The 16,558-nt window shown below is 72.2% G+C and carries 13 protein-coding genes; 5 read left to right on the forward strand and 8 right to left on the reverse strand.

Features of this window, described 5'->3' with window-relative positions; translation table 11 throughout:
• The first annotated feature begins 201 nt into the window (after positions 1-201).
• Positions 202-1,659 carry an SH3 domain-containing protein gene (locus ACFW3D_RS08115; protein WP_500502687.1) on the forward strand — a complete coding sequence of 486 codons (1,458 nt, stop codon included), beginning with the start codon at positions 202-204 and terminating at the stop codon, positions 1,657-1,659.
• A gap of 74 nt (positions 1,660-1,733) precedes the next feature.
• On the opposite strand, the gene ACFW3D_RS08120 is transcribed toward ACFW3D_RS08115, so the two are convergent.
• From ACFW3D_RS08120 to galT, 5 genes are all read right to left on the reverse strand, one after another.
• On the reverse strand, positions 1,734-2,531 hold the full coding sequence (locus ACFW3D_RS08120; RefSeq protein WP_500502689.1) for a LuxR C-terminal-related transcriptional regulator: 798 nt from the start codon (positions 2,529-2,531) through the stop codon (positions 1,734-1,736).
• A 407-nt stretch (positions 2,532-2,938) separates the two neighbouring features.
• A complete protein-coding gene (locus tag ACFW3D_RS08125; protein WP_500502691.1) occupies positions 2,939-5,929 on the reverse strand; it encodes a glycine--tRNA ligase in 2,991 nt (996 codons plus the stop codon).
• A gap of 148 nt (positions 5,930-6,077) precedes the next feature.
• Positions 6,078-7,223: a galactokinase gene (gene galK, locus ACFW3D_RS08130; protein ID WP_500502693.1), complete on the reverse strand. Its 1,146-nt coding sequence runs from the start codon at positions 7,221-7,223 to the stop codon at positions 6,078-6,080.
• A complete protein-coding gene (gene galE / locus ACFW3D_RS08135) occupies positions 7,220-8,209 on the reverse strand; it encodes a UDP-glucose 4-epimerase GalE (protein WP_500502695.1) in 990 nt (329 codons plus the stop codon). The genes galK and galE overlap by 4 nt, the downstream gene beginning before the upstream one ends.
• Positions 8,210-8,309: 100 nt before the next feature.
• Entirely contained in the window at positions 8,310-9,383 is a 1,074-nt protein-coding gene (galT, locus tag ACFW3D_RS08140) for a galactose-1-phosphate uridylyltransferase (RefSeq protein WP_500502697.1), read from the reverse strand.
• Positions 9,384-9,486: 103 nt separating this feature from the next.
• On the opposite strand from galT, the gene ACFW3D_RS08145 reads away from it, so the two are divergent.
• Together ACFW3D_RS08145 and ACFW3D_RS08150 are read left to right on the forward strand one after the other, a co-directional pair.
• Positions 9,487-11,157 (forward strand): sodium:solute symporter family protein, encoded by a 1,671-nt coding sequence (locus ACFW3D_RS08145; protein ID WP_500502699.1) that lies wholly within the window; start codon positions 9,487-9,489, stop codon positions 11,155-11,157.
• An 11-nt stretch (positions 11,158-11,168) separates the two neighbouring features.
• Positions 11,169-11,501 (forward strand): hypothetical protein, encoded by a 333-nt coding sequence (locus ACFW3D_RS08150; protein ID WP_500502701.1) that lies wholly within the window; start codon positions 11,169-11,171, stop codon positions 11,499-11,501.
• Here the strand turns inward: ACFW3D_RS08150 and ACFW3D_RS08155 are convergent.
• From ACFW3D_RS08155 to ACFW3D_RS08165, 3 genes are all read right to left on the reverse strand, one after another.
• The gene (locus ACFW3D_RS08155) at positions 11,425-12,156 is read right to left on the reverse strand and encodes a helix-turn-helix transcriptional regulator (protein WP_500502900.1); all 732 of its coding nucleotides are present in this window, start codon (positions 12,154-12,156) and stop codon (positions 11,425-11,427) included. The two genes, ACFW3D_RS08150 and ACFW3D_RS08155, sit on opposite strands and share 77 nt — an antisense overlap.
• Positions 12,157-12,418: 262 nt before the next feature.
• Positions 12,419-13,975: an outer membrane protein assembly factor BamB family protein gene (locus ACFW3D_RS08160; protein WP_500502703.1), complete on the reverse strand. Its 1,557-nt coding sequence runs from the start codon at positions 13,973-13,975 to the stop codon at positions 12,419-12,421.
• A gap of 106 nt (positions 13,976-14,081) precedes the next feature.
• Complete coding sequence (locus ACFW3D_RS08165) at positions 14,082-15,872, reverse strand: ABC-F family ATP-binding cassette domain-containing protein (RefSeq protein ID WP_500502705.1); 1,791 nt, start codon at positions 15,870-15,872, stop codon at positions 14,082-14,084.
• 156 nt (positions 15,873-16,028) lie between these two features.
• On the opposite strand from ACFW3D_RS08165, the gene ACFW3D_RS08170 reads away from it, so the two are divergent.
• Both ACFW3D_RS08170 and ACFW3D_RS08175 read left to right on the forward strand, forming a co-directional pair.
• On the forward strand, positions 16,029-16,304 hold the full coding sequence (locus ACFW3D_RS08170; RefSeq protein ID WP_500502706.1) for a type II toxin-antitoxin system Phd/YefM family antitoxin: 276 nt from the start codon (positions 16,029-16,031) through the stop codon (positions 16,302-16,304).
• Positions 16,305-16,333: 29 nt separating this feature from the next.
• A complete protein-coding gene (locus ACFW3D_RS08175) occupies positions 16,334-16,552 on the forward strand; it encodes a type II toxin-antitoxin system RelE family toxin (RefSeq protein WP_500502708.1) in 219 nt (72 codons plus the stop codon).
• The last annotated feature ends 6 nt before the right edge of the window (positions 16,553-16,558 follow it).

The following is a 16,558-nucleotide window of genomic DNA, read 5'->3' on the forward strand; positions in this document are numbered from 1 at the left end:
GGCCACGCTCCGCCACCGGTTGCGCACAGATAGTGGCGCACTTAGCGTGATGTCCGTGAACGCCGCTTAAAGGCTCAAATGGCCACTTTTGCGGCTGCCGGCGCACCACATTCCGACAACGTCAAGTGGAAGGCGGTCGGGGCGCGTCCGGCTTCCATTTCCCTGGACCCCGCCGGGTCCCGCTCCACCTTGGAGATGCAGATGACTCTGCACACCCGCGCAAGCAAGATAGCCGCAACCGCGGTGACCGGCGCCTTGGCCGGCACCCTCGCCATCGGCACCATGGGCACCGCCTTCGCCACCGACGGCCGGCCTGCCGCCGGGGTGCCTGCCGCTCCTGGACCGGACGGCCAAAGCGAACTCGTTTCCCCTTCGGAGCGTCTCCGGGACCTGTCCCGTGATGTGGCGGTGAAGTCCGCACGCTCCCCCAACGCGGCCCTGTTCCAGGGCCGCGTCGTCGCCCGTACGGGTCTGCGCGTCCGCAGCGGACCAGGCGTCCAGTTCTCCAGCGTCGGCGTCATCCCCTTCAACGCCCTGGTGGCCATCGTCTGCAAGTCCGTGGGCAGCCCCATCGCCGGCAACTCGCGCTGGTACCAGCTCAGCGGCAACTACTGGGCCTGGTCCTCGGCCCGCTTCGTCGCCAACGTCGGCCCGGCGCCGGGCTGGTGCCCGGGCGGGGTCGGTGGCGTCGGCGGGGTCGGCGGCATCGGTGGCGTCGGCGGGGTCGGTGGCGTCGGCGGCATCGGCGGGGTCGGTGGCGTCGGTGGCGTCGGTGGCGTCGGCGGCGTCGGCGGCGTCGGCGGCATCGCCGTCCCGGGCGTCATTGGTGGGATCGGCGGCGCCATCTGCCGCAACAACGGGCGCGGCGGCCGCGAGCACGGCCGCGGCGACCAGCGCTTCAACGGCGTCGAGGACCCGTTCCGCGAGGACAACCGTGCCGAGGAGCCCCTGGACAGCGTCGCCCTCGCCCAGCGCAGCGACGGCCCCGGCGGCGGCCGCGGCGGGATCGGCGGCCCCGGCATCGTGGGTGGTGTCGGTGGCGTCGGCGGGGTCGGCGGTGTCGGCGGGGTCGGCGGCATCGGTGGCGTCGGCGGGATCGGCGGTGTCGGTGGTCCCGGCTTCGTCGGCGGCGTCGGTGGCGTCGGCGGTGTCGGCGGTGTCGGTGGTCCCGGCTTCGTCGGCGGCCCGGGCGGCGTCGGCGGGATCGGCGGTGTCGGTGGTCCCGGCTTCGTCGGCGGCGTCGGTGGGATCGGCGGCATCGGCAGCCCCGGCTTCGTGGGCGTCCCCGGCTTCAACGGCGGCTTCAACGGCGGCTTCAACTGCCGTGACAACGGCCGCGGCGGCAACCGGGGCGACAACGGCCACGGCGGCAACGGCCGGGGCGACAACCGCGGGGACAACGGCCACGGCGGCAACGGCCGCGGTGACAACCGCGGGGACAACGGCCGCGGCGACGACAACCGTGACCCCTTCGACGAGGCCGGTGACAACCACCGGAACGACAACGGCCGCGACCCGTTCGACGGCCTCAATGACCGCGGTCAGGAGAACGGTCAGCACCGCGACCGTTCCAACGACCGTGACACCAGCCGCTCGGCGCCGACCACCGGCGTCGGCGGTGGCCGCCCGGCGCCGGTCACCGGCGTCGGCGGTGAATGACCGCGGGTATCCGCGGGACCCGGCGGGTCGCTCTCCCCGGTTGCGGGGAGGGCGATCCGCCGTGCGCCGTGCCGTCAGACGTGCTGGACAGGGGCCGCCGAACCCACCCGGCCGGCCTCGCCGTCGGCCGGGGGCACCCCGGCCCGGCGGGCCAGCGCCACGGCGGCCAGCGTCGAGTGCACACCCAGCTTGCCGAGCACGTTCTGCATGTGGGTGCGAACGGTGTGCGGCGACAGGTACAGCCGTTCGGCGACCGCCTTGCGGCCCAGACCGGCCACCATGCAGCGCAGCACCTCCTGCTCCCGCGGGGTGAGCGACTCCACCAGCCGCTCGCTCTCCGTCCGGTGCCGGCGGGCGGCCGTCAGCTCCCGCAGCACACCGGTGAGCAGCGCGGGCGGCAGATGCGTCTCGTCCCGCAGGACCCCGCGCATCACGGCCAGCAACCGGGACAGCGAGCAGTCCTTGGCGACCCAGCCGGAGGCACCGGCCTGCAGGGCCCGGGCGGCGCGGCGCGCGTCGTCCCGCTCGGCCAGCACGACCGTCCGGGTGGCGGGGTGCTCGGAGCGTACGCGTTCGACCAGGGCGATGCCGTCGAGTCCGGCCTGCGTGCCGCCGTCGGCCGTGCCCATCGGGACGGCCTTGGGCGCGCTCGTCACCCGGACCCCCGCGGCGGACGTCGCCCCCAGGTCGGCGTCGACCAGCAGCACGTCGTAGCGACGGCCGTCGGAGGCCGCGCGTTCCAGGCAGCGCTGGGCGGCCGCCCCGCTTCCGGCGGCCGAGACGTCGACATCGGGTTCGGCCGCGAGGGCGGCCGCGAGCGATTCGGCGAAGATGCGGTGGTCGTCGACGACGAGAACGCGGATTCGTCCCACGGGCCCCACTCCCGGCATTCGGCACTTCCCCCCACGGACGAGGTCGATGTGCACGGAGGGCCGGCACCTGGAGCGGACGCCGCACGCCGCCGGGCTAGCAGCCGTCCCCAACCAGGTGCCGAACCCTTGTGTCTCGCCCCCTGATGCCGCCGGCCCCCACCGGCGCTGCCAAAAAGCGTAGGGGCAGGAGCAGACAAAGGCGCCCGAATGGAAAAACTTGCTGGACGGAGTTCCCCCGCGGGGTGCGGAGCTGTGGCTCGTGGTGCGGTTTTCCACAGCGGTGGACGAAGAATCACGCACCGGACCGCGGCAACGGCCACGGGTGTCCGAAAGGGCCGGATCACCGGGGCCGCGCCCGGCGCACGAGGTGCCGGGCGCGGCCCCGGAAGCAGCGTCCCGCGCTCCGGCTAGTCGATTTCCTTCCAGTCCAGCACCGGGTCGGCGAGCTCGGTGACCCCGGCGAGCAGCCCGAGCCGGTTCGCCCGCACGGCCGGGTCCTCGGCCATGACCAGGACGTCCTCGAAGAAGCGGTCGACCGCGGGGACGAGCTCGGCGGTCTCCTGCGCGAACCGGTCCAGCCGGGTGTCACCGTCGAGCGCGGCCCGTACCTTCTCCACGGCCGTACGGAGCCCCGCCTCGGCGTCCTGCTCGAACAGCGCGGGGTCGCAGACCGGCGCGGTGCCCGGGGGCACGATGCGGCGGACCCGCTGCACCGCCGCGACGAGGGCTTCGAACGCGGGACTCCCGAGCCTCGACTCCAGCTCCACGAGCGTGCTCTCCGCCCGGACCGGGTTCGCGCCCAGGGGCAGGACCGCCCGGACGGGGTCGACGCCGTGGCCGGCTTCGAGCAACTGCTGCTCGAAGCGGCGCAGCACGAACTGCAGCGCGTCCTCGAGGGCCTGGGCGGTGGGCGTCACCTTCTGGTACTCCGCGGCGACCGCCAGACCCGCGTCGACGGTGATGCCGGTCAGGCCGGGCCGGGCGCGCAGGATGTTGACCACGCCGAGCGCCGAGCGGCGCAGGCCGAAGGGGTCGGAGCTGCCGGTCGGCGCGGAACCGATGGCGAACAGCCCCGCCAGCAGGTCGAAGCGGTCGGCGAGTGCCAGCAGCGCGCCGGGAGTGGTGCCGGGCAGCGCGTCGCCGGCGAACCTGGGGAGCTCTGCCTCGTACAGGGCGTCGGCCACCGCGCTGCCCTCTCCGGCCCGCTCGGCGTACTCCCTGGCCATGACCCCGGCCAGGGAGGACAGTTCGGTGACCATCTGGGAGCCCAGGTCGAACTTGGCCAGCCGCGCGGCGCGCTCCACCGTGCCGCGGTCCGTCTCCCCGAGCCCGGCGGCCCCGGCGAGACGACCGGCGATGGCGGCGATGCGCTCGGCCCGGTCGGCCATCGAGCCGAGCCGCTCCTCGAAGGTCAGCAGCGCCAGCTTCTGCTTCATGTCGGCCGGCGCGGTCCGCAGGTCCGCGTTCCAGAAGAACGCCGCGTCCTCGTAACGGGCGCGCAGCACGGCCTCGTTGCCGGCCCGGACCACGTCGTGGTCGCAGGAGCCGTTGGCGACCGCGACGAAGAAGGGCAGCAGCCCGCCGTGCTCGTCCTGGACCGGCAGATAGCGCTGGTGCTTGCGCATGACGGTGACGAGGATCTGGTCGGGCAGGTCGAGGTACTTCGCGTCGAAGCGACCCAGGATCGGGGTGGGCTGCTCGACCAGGTCCGTGATCTCGGAGACCAGCCCGGCGTACGCCTCCAGGTCGACGGTGCCGCCGGCCTCGGCGGCGAGCCGCAGCGCCCCCTCCTCGACGAGGACGCGCCGGCGCGCGGACTCGACGAGGACCCCGTGCCCCGCCAGGAACTCCCGGTAGCCGTCGGCCGACGGCACGTCCACGCAGGGCCGGGACGCGGTGCGGTGGACCTGGGTGGTGCGGCCCGCGACGAGGGTGGAGACACGGAACGGCAGGACCCGCTCGCCGAGGAGCGCGGTGATCCACCGGATCGGCCGGGTGAAGGCCAGCCCGGGCGCGTTCCACCGCATGTTCTTCTCGGACCTCAGTCCGGTCACCACCCCGGGCAGCAGAGCGGTGAGCACCTCGGTGGCGGGCCGGCCCCGTACCTGCCGGACGACGGCGACGTGTTCCTGACCGCCGTGCTCGATCCGCACCAGGTCGCCGGCCTCGACGCCCTGGGCCCGGGCGAAACCGAGGAGGGCCTTCGTCGGCTGTCCCGCGGCGTCGAAGGCCGCGGAGACGCGCGGCCCGCGTACCGTCTGCTCGTGGTCGCCCTCCCGTGCCTCCACCCGCTCCACCACGGCGAGCACACGCCGGGGGGAGGCGGAGACGGTCACCGGACCGTGGCCCAGCCGGGTGGCGTCCAGGGCCTGTTCCAGCGCGATCCGCACCGCCTCGGCGGTGCGGTTCACCTCGGCAGGCGGCATCTCCTCGACGCCGATCTCCAGTGCCAAGGTGGCGGGCCCTGCCCCGTCCTGCTCCGCGCCCGCCGGGGACGACTCGGGGTCGGCCGGCACGGCGGGGGGCTGCCCGAGGCCGAGGGGATGGCCCAGCTCCTCGCGCCGGGCGGCCCACAGCTCGGCCACCTCGTGCGCGAGGGAGCGCATCCGGCCGAAGGCGCGGGCCCGCTCCGTCGTGGAGATGGACCCGCGGGCGTCGAGCACGTTGAAGGTGTGCGAGCACTTCAGCACGTACGAGTACGCGGGCACCGGCAGCCGCTCGTCGAGCATCCGGCGGGCCTCGCGCGCGTAGGCCTCGAAGAGTTCGCGCTGGGTGTCCACGTCCGCTTCGTCGAGGTAGTAGCGGCTCATCTCGTACTCCGCCTGGCCGAACGCCTCGCCGTAGGAGACGCCGGGCGCGTACGCGATGTCCTTGAAGTGGCTGACGCCCTGGAGCGCCATGAGGATGCGCTCCATCCCGTAGGTGATCTCGACGGAGACCGGGTCCAGGGTGATGCCGCCCGCCTGCTGGAAGTACGTGAACTGGGTGATCTCCAGCCCGTCGAGCCAGACCTCCCAGCCCAGTCCCCATGCGCCGAGCGCGGGCGAGGCCCAGTTGTCCTCCACGAAGCGGACGTCGTGGGCGGCCGTGTCGATGCCCAGCGCCCGCAGGCTGCCCAGGTAGAGCTCCTGGGCGTTGCCCGGCTCCGGCTTGAGGATCACCTGGTACTGGGTGTGGGTCTGCAGGCGGTTGGGGTTCTCGCCGTAGCGGGAGTCGTCGGGGCGGACGCTGGGTTCGACGTACGCGACCCGCCAGGGCTCGGGCCCCTGGACCCGCAGGAACGTGGCGGGGTTGAGGGTGCCCGCGCCGACCTCGGTGTTCATCGGCTGGGCCGCCAGGCAACCCTGCTCGGTCCAGTAGCGGTTCAGGGCGAGCAGAGCGTCTTGCATCGTGAGCATGAGTGGCGCCCCCAGGGCTGAGCGGTCGGCCGGAGGAGCCCGATTCTATGCAGCCGCCACGTACGTCCGCCCGATCCGGCCCGGGCCGCGTTGCGCCCCGTCGGGGCGGGGCGGCACCGTACGACCGGTACCGCCGCCCCTTGCCGGCTCAGGCCAGCCGACGGGCCCCCGCGGACGGCACCGCGGTGAAGATCCGCGGCTCGCGGTGGCCGGCGGTGGCGAAGGCGGCGGCGATCGCCTCGGCGGTCTTCTCCGCCGCGGACTCCTCCACCAGCACGATCGCCGAACCGCCGAAACCGCCGCCGGTCATGCGCGCGCCGAGGGCGCCCGCCTCCACACCGGCCGACACCACCAGGTCGAGCTCCGGGCAGGAGACCTTGAAGTCGTCGCGCAGCGAGGCGTGGCCCTCGGTCAGCACCGCCCCGATGGCACGGGCGTCGCCCGTCTCCAGCAGTGCCACGACCCGCTCGACCCGGTGGTCCTCGGTGACCACGTGCCGCACCAGGGGCCGCAGTTCGGGGTCCTCGACGCGGGCGAGGGCGTCGTCCAGCCCCTCGTACGGGATGTCCCGCAGCGCGTCCACGCCGAGCAGCGCCGCCGCCTCCTCGCAGCCGGCGCGCCGCTTGCCGTACTCGCCCTCGCTGTGGGCGTGGGTGACGCGGGTGTCGACGACCAGCAGCCGCAGGCCCTGGGAGGCCAGGTCGAAGGGGATCTGGCGCTGCGACAGGTCACGGGTGTCGAGCCACAGGGCGTGCCCGTCGGTGCAGCAGGCCGAGGCGGTCTGGTCCATGATCCCGGTGGGGGCGCCCACGTAGACGTTCTCGGCGCGCTGGCAGAGCCGGGCGATCCGCCAGCCCTCCAGGCCGAGGCCGTAGAGGTCGTTCAGGGCGACGGCGGTGACGACCTCCAGGGCCGCGGAGGAGGACAGCCCCGCACCGGTGGGGACGGTGCTCTCGAAGTGGATGTCGGCGCCGGTGATCTCGTGCCCGGCGTCGCGCAGCGCCCAGATGACGCCCGCGGGGTAGTCGGCCCAGCCCGCACCCCCGCCGGGTTCGAGTTCGTCGACGTGCAGTTCGACGACGCCGGCGGGGACGTCGGGGGAGCCGCTGTGCAGCCGCAGCCGGCCGTCGGCGCGGCGGGCGACCGCGGCGACGGTGGTGTGCGGCAGCGCGAACGGCATCACGAAGCCGTCGTTGTAGTCGGTGTGCTCGCCGATCAGGTTCACCCGGCCGGGGGCGGCCCAGACGCCCTCGGGGCCGGTGCCGTACGTGGCGCGGAAGCCGTCCTCGCTCACTTGGTGCCCTCCCGGTTCTGCAGCTCCTGCGCGAAGGTCCAGGCGTCGCGGACGATCCCGTCGAGGTCGGTGCGCGAGGGACGCCAGCCGAGGCGCTCCTTGGCCCGCTCGGCGGAGGCGACCAGGACGGCCGGGTCGCCGCCGCGGCGCGGGGCGACGACCTCGGGGACGGGGTGACCGGTGACCCGGCGGACGGTCTCGATGACCTCGCGCACGGAGAAGCCGTTGCCGTTGCCGAGGTTGCAGATCAGGTGCTCGCCGGGGGCCGGCGCGTCGACGGCCAGCAGATGCGCCTCGGCCAGGTCGGCCACGTGGATGTAGTCGCGGACGCAGGTGCCGTCGGGGGTGGGGTAGTCGTCGCCGAAGACCGAGATCGCCTCCCGGCGGCCCTGCGCGACCTGCAGCACGAGCGGGATGAGGTGCGACTCGGGGTCGTGGCGCTCGCCGAACGCCCCGTAGGCGCCTGCGACGTTGAAGTAGCGCAGGGAGACCGCGGCCAGGCCGTGGGCGACCGCCTCGCTGGTGATCATGTGGTCGACGGCGAGCTTGGAGGCGCCGTACGGGTTGGTCGGCAGCGTCGGGTCGTCCTCGGTGATCGGGACGGACTTCGGCTCGCCGTAGGTGGCGGCGGTGGAGGAGAAGACCAGCCGCCGCACCCCGGCGTCACGCATCGCCGTGAGCAGGTCCAGCGTGCCCGTGACGTTGTTGCGCCAGTACTTCTCGGGGTGCACGACGGACTCGCCGACCTGGGAGCTGGCGGCGAAGTGCAGTACGGCGTCGTAGCCCGCGTCGAGCACCTTCGCCGCGTCCTGGACCCGCCCCTCGACGAAGTCGGCGCCCTCGGGGACGCCGTCCCGGAAGCCGGTGGACAGGTCGTCCAGGACGGTGACCCGGTGCCCCGCCTCCAGCAGATGGGCCGCCACGACGCTGCCGACGTAACCGGCGCCTCCGGTGACCAGAACCTTCTTCGTGCGGGGGTCGCTCACGGGGTCACAGCCTTTCTCGGGTTCGACTCGGGGCCACGGTAGCGGCGCCGGGTGAACACTCGCTCGGAGTGGTGCACGGTGGCGATCACGAGGGCGGCGCTCACGGGGAGGCGACCTCCCTCAGGCGGCTCGCGGCGGTCTCCGGCGGCACGTCGTTGATGAAGACGCTCATGCCGGACTCCGAGCCCGCCAGGTACTTGAGCTTGCCCTTGGTGCGGCGGATCGTGAACAGCTCCAGGTGGAGCGCGAACTCCTCGCGCTGCGCGCTGCTGAACGGCGCCTGGTGCCACCCGGAGATGTACGGGGTCGGCGGCTCCGCCGGGGCGTCCGGCCGGTAGCCGCCCTCGGGGCCGAAGAGCCGGTCGAAGCGGCGCAGCAGTTCCAGGTAGATCCCGGGGAACTCGGCGCGGGCCGCCTCGTCCAGGCCGGTCAGGTCCGGCACCCTGCGGCGGGGGTAGAGGTGCACCTCGTACGGCCAGTGCGCGGAGTACGGCACGAACGCCGTCCAGTGCTCGCCCTCCAGGACGACCCGGCTGCCGTCCTCGCGCTCGCGCGCCACGAGGTCGTCGAAGAGGTTGCGGCCTCCGGTGGCCTCGCGGTGCCGCTCCAGCGAACGCAGCATCAGCTCGGTGCGCGGGGTGGCGTGCGGGTAACCGTAGATCTGGCCGTGCGGATGGCCGAGGGTGACGCCGATCTCCTCGCCGCGGTTCTCGAAGCAGTAGACCTGCTCGACGCCGGGCAGCCGGGAGAGTTCGGCCGTGCGGTCGGTCCAGGCGTCGAGGACCAGCCGCGCCTGCTCTGGGGTGAGGTCGGCGAACGACCTGTCGTGCCGGTCGGTGAAACAGACGACCTCGCAACGGCCGTGTTCACCGGTGAGCGAGGGAAAGCGGTTCTCGAACACGGCCACGTCGTAGTGGTCGTCCGGGATTTCGCTCAACCGCCCGTCCCGGGACGGGCAGAGCGGGCACTCGTCCGCGGGCGGGTGGTAGGTGCGGGTCTGGCGGTGGGAGGCGATGGCGACGAAGTCACCGAGCAGCGGGTCGTGGCGGATCTCCGATGCGCTGGTCACCGGGTCCAGGGGACGGCGGTCGACGGCGTCGCGGGTCCCGTCGTCGCGCAGGTCGTAGTAGATCAGCTCGCGCCCGTCGGCGAGCCGGGTCGACGTCTTCTTCACCCTGCGGGCTCCTCACACCACGCCAACAAACAGAACTAAACACAATGAACCACAACGCAACAGCAACGTCAACGGAGACCTCGCAGCGGGGAGTGATCGAACCATGCAAAACCTGGCAGAAGGGCTACGGCTCCCCACCAACGCGCTCGACTACTCGATCCTCGCGATCTACTTCGTCGTCGTCCTCGGCATCGGCTTCGCCGCCCGCCGCGCCGTGCGGACCAGCCTGGACTTCTTCCTGTCCGGCCGGTCGCTGCCCGCCTGGGTGACGGGTCTGGCGTTCATCGCCGCCAACCTGGGTGCCACCGAGATCCTGGGGATGGCCGCCAACGGCGCACAGTACGGCGCCTACACGGTGCACTGGTACTGGATCGGCGCCATTCCGGCCATGGTCTTCCTCGGCCTGGTGATGATGCCGTTCTACTACGGCTCCAAGGTCCGCTCCGTGCCGGAGTTCCTGCTGCACCGCTTCGGACCGGCCTCGCACCTGCTCAGCTCGATCATCTTCGCGGTGTCCGCACTGCTGATCGCGGGCGTCAACCTCTACGCCATGGCGATCGTGCTGGAGGCGCTGATCGGCTGGCCGCAGTGGGTGGCGATCGTCGTCTCCGGCTTCTTCGTGCTCTTCTACATCACCCTCGGCGGCCTCTCCTCGGCCATCTACAACGAGGTGCTGCAGTTCTTCGTGATCCTCGCGGCGCTGATCCCGCTCACCGTCGTCGGCCTGAAGCGGGTGGGCGGCTGGTCCGGGCTGACGGACTCGCTCACCGGCTCCCACGGCGCCTCGTTCCTCTCCGCCTGGGACGGCACGGGCATCGGTTCGCCCAACCCGCTGGGGGCGAACTGGCTGACCATCGTGCTGGGGCTCGGCTTCGTCCTCAGCTTCGGCTACTGGACGACCAACTTCGCCGAGGTGCAGCGCGCCCTGTCCGCGAAGAACCTCTCGGCCGCGCAGCGCACCCCGCTCATCGCCGCGTACCCCAAGATCTTCATCCCGCTGGTCGTCGTCCTGCCCGGGCTGATCGCGCTCGTCATGGAGCCGGACATCGGCAAGCCCGGCAGCGGGCTGCAGTACAACGACGCGATCCCGGTGCTCATGCGCGACCTGCTGCCCAACGGCGTCCTCGGCATCGGGATCACCGGGCTGCTCGCCGCCTTCATGGCCGGCATGGCGGCCAACGTCTCGTCCTTCAACACCGTCTTCACGTACGACATCTGGGGCGCCTACGTACGGCGCGGCCGGCCCGACCGGTACTACGTCACCGCCGGCCGCGCGGTGACCGCGATCGGCGTGCTGATCGGCATGGGCACGGCCTTCATCGCCTCGTCCTTCAGCAACATCATGAACTACCTGCAGACGCTCTTCTCGTTCTTCAACGTGCCGCTGTTCTGCGTCTTCATCCTCGGCATGTTCTGGAAGCGCTCCACCGCCGCGGCCGGCTTCTGGGGGCTGCTGAGCGGCACGGTCGCCGCGATGGTCAACTACTTCGGGTTCTACAAGGGCGGTCTCATCACGATCCCCAGCGACCAGGGGGCCAACTTCGTCTCCGCCATCGCCGCCTTCGTCGTCGGCGGCGCGGTGATGGTCCTCGTCTCCTGGTTCACCAGGCCCAAGCCCCTCGAATCACTGGCCGGACTCGTCTACGGGACCACCTCCCCCGGCATGGCCGAACCGCCCGCCAGGGGCGACGACGCCTGGTACCGCAGGCCCGCGCTGCTCGGCTGGGGCGCCGTGCTCCTCGCCGCGCTGTGCTACATCCCCTTCTCCCTGTGAGGTGACCCGTCGTGAGCGAGTACGGCAACGAGCCGGACTTCCAGCACCGCATCGAGGACCTGGAGCACAGGTCGGCCTCGGCGGCACGCCTCTTCGACGTGCGCCGTGTCATCGGCGGCCTCTTCGTGGTCTACGGGGTGATCGTGACCATCGCCGGGATCACCGCGTCCGACGCGGACATCGCCAAGGCCCAGGGCATCAACATCAACCTCTGGACCGGCATCGGCATGCTCGTGCTGGGACTGCTCTTCCTCCTGTGGATGAAGCTCAGTCCCCCTCCTCCCCCGCCCGCCGCGGAGGAGACGCCTGAGCCGGGATCGCACCACCCGGGAGATGGTGGCTGACCCGGTCCAGCAGACCCGTGCGCGCCGCCAGCGCGGCGGCCTCCAGCCGGGAGCCCACCCCCAGCTTCATCAGCACCCGCTGCACGTGCGTACGGGCCGTGCTCGGCGCGATCCGCATGCCGGCCGCGATCAGCCGGGTGTCCTCGCCCTCCGCGACCCGCAGCAGCACCTCGACCTCGCGCGGAGTGAGCATCTGCAGCAGCCGGGTGCCCTCGTCGTCCGGCTCGGCGACCGGGTTGAGCAGTTCGGCGAACGCGCCCTGCAGCAGTCCGGGCGCCACCGCCACCTCGCCGGCGCGCGCCTTGGCCATCGCCCGCTCGACGCCCTCGATCCGCTCGTCGTGCCGTACGTAACCGGACGCGCCGGCGGCGAACGCGGCGGCAATCCCCCGCGGGCTGGGCACCGGCCCGAGGACCAGCACCGCGACCCCCGGCCGCTCCCGCTTGATGCGGACGACCGCGTCGAAGGCACCCGGCTCGGCCGGTGCCGCCGTCCCGATCAGGCACACCTCGGGCGACCGGCTCAGCACGAGATCCGCCGCGCCCGACGCGGGCGCGGCCGCCGCGAGCACCCGGTGCCCGCGCAGCTTCAGCGCCGAGGCGAGTGCCTCGGCCAGCAGACGATGGTCGTCGACGACGACGAGCCGTACGCCCATGGGCGTCCCCCTCATCCCCCCATGGACTGGTGCGGACCTGCCCACCGAGTCCAAGCCGGTCCCCCTTCACATGCCGTGGCGAAGCCCGTCCGGCATACCGCCTGTGCCCCCGTGGCGGGCCCGGGCCATGCCCGGGAAGGTACACGCTTGTTCGACGCTTTGCGCCCCCTACTCGGCAGAAGCCTCCCTAAATCCGCATTATCTCCAAACATGGCCGACTTGCGACCGGCTGTGCGTGTTTGAGTCGGGGGCGCGCGCTCGGTCAGCCGAAGGCGGCGATCGAGCGGTCCGTCAGGTTGGCCGATGCCGAGATGTGGTCGGAGGTCACGAAGAAGTGGTCCTTGTACAGCCACAGGCCGGAGTCGCTGTCGAGGAAGTCGTTCTCCATGTCCTTGCCGCTCTCCGGCAGTTCCATGTACGGCGTGAACCCGCGGGTCGCGGGGTCGAGCCGCACCAGCCGGCCCGGCTTGTCGTAGGTGTTCTTCTGGTACGTCACGACCTTGCCGCCGCTGATGCCGACGATCCTGAGCTCACGCTCCTGGTCGGGCTTGGCGAGCCACTTCGGCTTGCCGGTGACGAGGTCGAGCGCGGCGATCTCGTTGGTCTGCGAGGAGGAGGAGCCGCTGCCCGAATGGGTCTTGGTGGGCAGGTAGATGGTCGTGCCGTCGACGGCGACGTTGGTGCACCGGTTGTCCTCGCAGCGGATCCGGTACGTGGCGTCGGCGCCGCCCGCGCCCAGCGAGATGCGGCTCTTCATCTTGCCGCCGTCCAGGTACACGATGTCGGTCATCGACGGGCTGCCCGCCGACAGCCCCACGACGACCGGGTCCGAGGAGATGACGCTGTACACCTCGCTGCCGTTCGGCACCTGCCAGGACCACTTCTTGGCGCCGCCCCCGCCCAGGCCCTGCACGTACTCGTCACCGCCGAAGCCGCCGCACTCGACGACCGCGATCAGCGCGGTGCCGCCGTGGTAGCCCTTGTCGGTGCACTCCGAACCGGCCTTGGGCGCCCACAGCACCGCACCGGTGCTGATCCGGTACGCGACCGAGCCGCCGATCCAGGAGACGGCCGCCGTGTCGCCGGTGAGCGCGATCTGCGAGTAGCTGTGCGAGGTCCGGCCGTTCGGGCTGGGCAGCTTCTTCGCCCACAGCTTCCTGCCCCGGGCGATGTCGACGGCGACCACGCTGTCGCAGTCCGTGCCGTACTGCAGCACCAGGCGGTCGCCGGCCGCGGACTCCGGGCCCGGGCAGGAGTCGCCGGACAGGGGGATCGACCAGTTCTCCTTGCCGCTGTCGATGTCGAAGGACCGCAGCGCGTCCGGCATCGTCTTCACGACCGCGTCGCCGGTGAACCAGGCCTCCGCCACCGGGGCGGTGATCTCGGCCTTGGACGGCCGCACCGCCCTCTTGTCCCACAGCGCGCGGGCCTTGAGCGGGCCGTCACCCGCCGGGCGGCTGCTGCCGCCCTTCGACGGGGTGTCCGAGGGCTCGTCGTCCCCGCCCGTGGTGACCAGGAAGACCCCCGCGCCGACGACCAGTACCGCCGCTATCGCCGCCGCGACGATCCCGGCCACCTTGCCGTTGCCGCGCTTCGGCGGCGGCGGGTACTGCGGGTACGGCTGGTAGCCGTACCCGGGCAGGGGCTGCGCCTGGGTCGGCGCCTGGGCGTACGGATTGGGGCCGTACGGGCCGGGGGGCGGCGGCTGCTGCCGGCCCTGCGGCTGGGCGTAGGGGTTCGGCGCTTGCGGCGGGTAACCGTACTGAGGCGGCTGCGGCCCGAATCCGGGCTGGTTGCCGGGGGGCGGCGGCTGCGACATCAGCGGGCACCTTTCGGGCACAAGTGTGCGGGGCGGACGGTGACCCTCTTTGTACCACCGGTGACGCACCGTTCCGCCCCCGCGCCGAAGGACCGTTACGGCACTGCTACACCTCGTCCGCCAGCTCCAGCCAGCGCATCTCCAGTTCCTCGCGCTCGGCCGCCAGCGACCGCAGCTCCAGGTCGAGTTCGGCCACCTTCTCGAAGTCCGTGGCGTTGTCGGCGATGGCGGCGTGCAGCTTCGACTCCTTCTCGCCGATCTTGTCCAGCTGCCGCTCGATGCGCTGCAGTTCCTTCTTGGCCGCGCGGCTGTCGCCGCCGCCCTTGGGCTTGGCCGGGGCGGGCGCGGGGGTGGCGGCCTCCACGACCGCGCGGCGCCGGTCCAGGTACTCGTCGATGCCGCGCGGCAGCATGCGCAGCGTCGCGTCGCCGAGCAGGGCGAAGGTGCGGTCGGTCGTCCGCTCCAGGAAGTACCGGTCGTGGGAGATGACCACCATCGAGCCCGGCCAGCCGTCGAGCAGGTCCTCCAGCTGGGTCAGGGTCTCGATGTCCAGGTCGTTGGTGGGCTCGTCGAGGAAGAGCACGTTGGGCTCGTCCATCAGCAGCCGCAGCAGCTGCAGCCGGCGCCGCTCACCGCCGGACAGGTCGCCGACCGGGGTCCACTGCTTCTCCTTGGTGAACCCGAACTTCTCACAGAGCTGACCCGCCGTCAGTTCCCGGCCCTTGCCGAGGTCGACGCGGCCGCGCACCGACTCCACCGCCTGCAGCACCCGCAGAGCCGGGTCGAGTTCGACGACCTCCTGCGACAGGTAGGCCAGCCGCACGGTCTTGCCGACCACCACCCTGCCCGCCGTGGGCTGCTTCTCGCCCTCGCTGACGGCGGCGTCCGCGAGCGCCCGCAGCAGGGAGGTCTTGCCGGCGCCGTTGACGCCGACCAGGCCGACCCGGTCGCCCGGGCCCAGCTGCCAGGTCAGGTGCTTCAGCAGCACCTTGGGCCCGGCCTGCACGGTCACGTCCTCCAGGTCGAAGACGGTCTTGCCGAGCCGGGTCGTCGCGAACTTCATCAGCTCGGCGTTGTCGCGCGGCGGCGGCACGTCGGCGATCAGCTCGTTGGCCGCCTCGATGCGGAAGCGCGGCTTGCTGGTGCGGGCGGGGGCGCCGCGGCGCAGCCAGGCCAGTTCCTTGCGCATCAGGTTCTGCCGCTTGACCTCCTCGGTCGCGGCGATCCGCTCGCGCTCGGCGCGGGCGAAGACGTAGTCGCTGTAGCCGCCCTCGTACTCGTGGACGTCACCGCGCTGCACGTCCCACATGCGGGTGCAGACCTGGTCCAGGAACCAGCGGTCGTGGGTCACGCACACCAGGGCCGAGCGGCGCGCCCGCAGGTGGCCGGCCAGCCAGGAGATGCCCTCGACGTCGAGGTGGTTGGTGGGCTCGTCGAGCACGATCAGGTCCTGCTCGGCGATGAGCAGCTTCGCCAGCGCGATCCGCCGGCGCTCGCCTCCGGACAGCGGCCCGATCACCGTGTCCAGTCCCTGCGGGAAGCCGGGCAGGTCCAGCCCGCCGAAGAGCCCGGTGAGCACGTCCCGGATCTTCGCGTCGCCGGCCCACTCGTGGTCCGCGCGGTCGCCGACCACCTCGTGCCGGACGTTGGCCTCCGGGTCCAGGCTGTCGTGCTGCGTCAGCACGCCCAGCCGCAGGTCCGAGGTGTGCGTCACCCGCCCGGTGTCCGGGCCCTCCAGTTTCGCGAGCATCCGGATCAGGGTGGTCTTCCCGTCGCCGTTGCGGCCGACGACGCCGATGCGGTCGCCCTCCGATACGCCGAGCGAGATCCCGTCCAGCAGGGTGCGCGTTCCGTACACCTTGCTGACGGACTCGACGTTGACCAGGTTGACGGCCATGGGACTCCTGTCACTACGAACGAACGACCTCCCAGGGTAGTGCGACCCCCTCACCCCCCGGATACGGCGGCCGCCCGCGGGCACCCGTGCGGGTGCGCCCGCCCGTCCCCGGCGCATCGCCGACCGTACACACCCGCAGGTCTGTACATTTCCCTCATGGATACGTATCCGCTCGTGGAAGCGCGCAACCTGCTCGGGCAGCTCGTCGGCCGGGTCCGGCACGGGCATGAACACATCCTGATCAGCGAGTACGGCAAACCCGCCGCCGCGCTCATCCCGATAAGCGAACTCGAGGAACTGCAGCGTCTGCGCGATGCGGCGGACACGGCCGAGGCGGCGGCCCGCGAATCGGCGCCCGTCGGCACCGCGATGACGCATGACGAGTTCATGGCCCGGCTGGAGGACGAAGATCGTCAGGCCGGAGCCTCGTGACACACACCGTCGTCTGACAGCACCAGGCCATGGACGAGTTCCGCCGCCTGCGCCTCCTCGATCCGGTGGGTGCGAAGGCGTGTGCGGCTGCCGTCCGGGACCTGGCCGGGGAACCGTGTCCCTCGACAGCTCGCGCCCTGGGGGGTTCGGGGTACTGGCGGCTGTCCGTGGGCGACTGGCGTGTTCTGTACCGGCCTGACGCCGAGACGGTCACCGTCCTCGTCCTCAAGGTCGGCCGGGTGGGCTGAAGCCCG

The sequence above is a fragment of the Streptomyces sp. NPDC058864 genome (assembly GCF_042742985.1).
GTDB lineage: Bacteria > Actinomycetota > Actinomycetes > Streptomycetales > Streptomycetaceae > Actinacidiphila.

Bases quoted from the DNA above. Each gene is read 5' to 3' on its own strand.
- ACFW3D_RS08115 (WP_500502687.1), top strand. From the start codon at position 202: ATGACTCTGCACACCCGCGCAAGCAAGATAGCCGCAACCGCGGTGACC.
- ACFW3D_RS08125 (WP_500502691.1), bottom strand. From the start codon at position 5,929: ATGCTCACGATGCAAGACGCTCTGCTCGCCCTGAACCGCTACTGGACC.
- ACFW3D_RS08145 (WP_500502699.1), top strand. From the start codon at position 9,487: ATGCAAAACCTGGCAGAAGGGCTACGGCTCCCCACCAACGCGCTCGAC.
- ACFW3D_RS08155 (WP_500502900.1), bottom strand. From the start codon at position 12,156: ATGGGCGTACGGCTCGTCGTCGTCGACGACCATCGTCTGCTGGCCGAG.
- ACFW3D_RS08160 (WP_500502703.1), bottom strand. From the start codon at position 13,975: ATGTCGCAGCCGCCGCCCCCCGGCAACCAGCCCGGATTCGGGCCGCAG.
- ACFW3D_RS08165 (WP_500502705.1), bottom strand. From the start codon at position 15,872: ATGGCCGTCAACCTGGTCAACGTCGAGTCCGTCAGCAAGGTGTACGGA.
- ACFW3D_RS08170 (WP_500502706.1), top strand. From the start codon at position 16,029: ATGGATACGTATCCGCTCGTGGAAGCGCGCAACCTGCTCGGGCAGCTC.
- ACFW3D_RS08175 (WP_500502708.1), top strand. From the start codon at position 16,334: ATGGACGAGTTCCGCCGCCTGCGCCTCCTCGATCCGGTGGGTGCGAAG.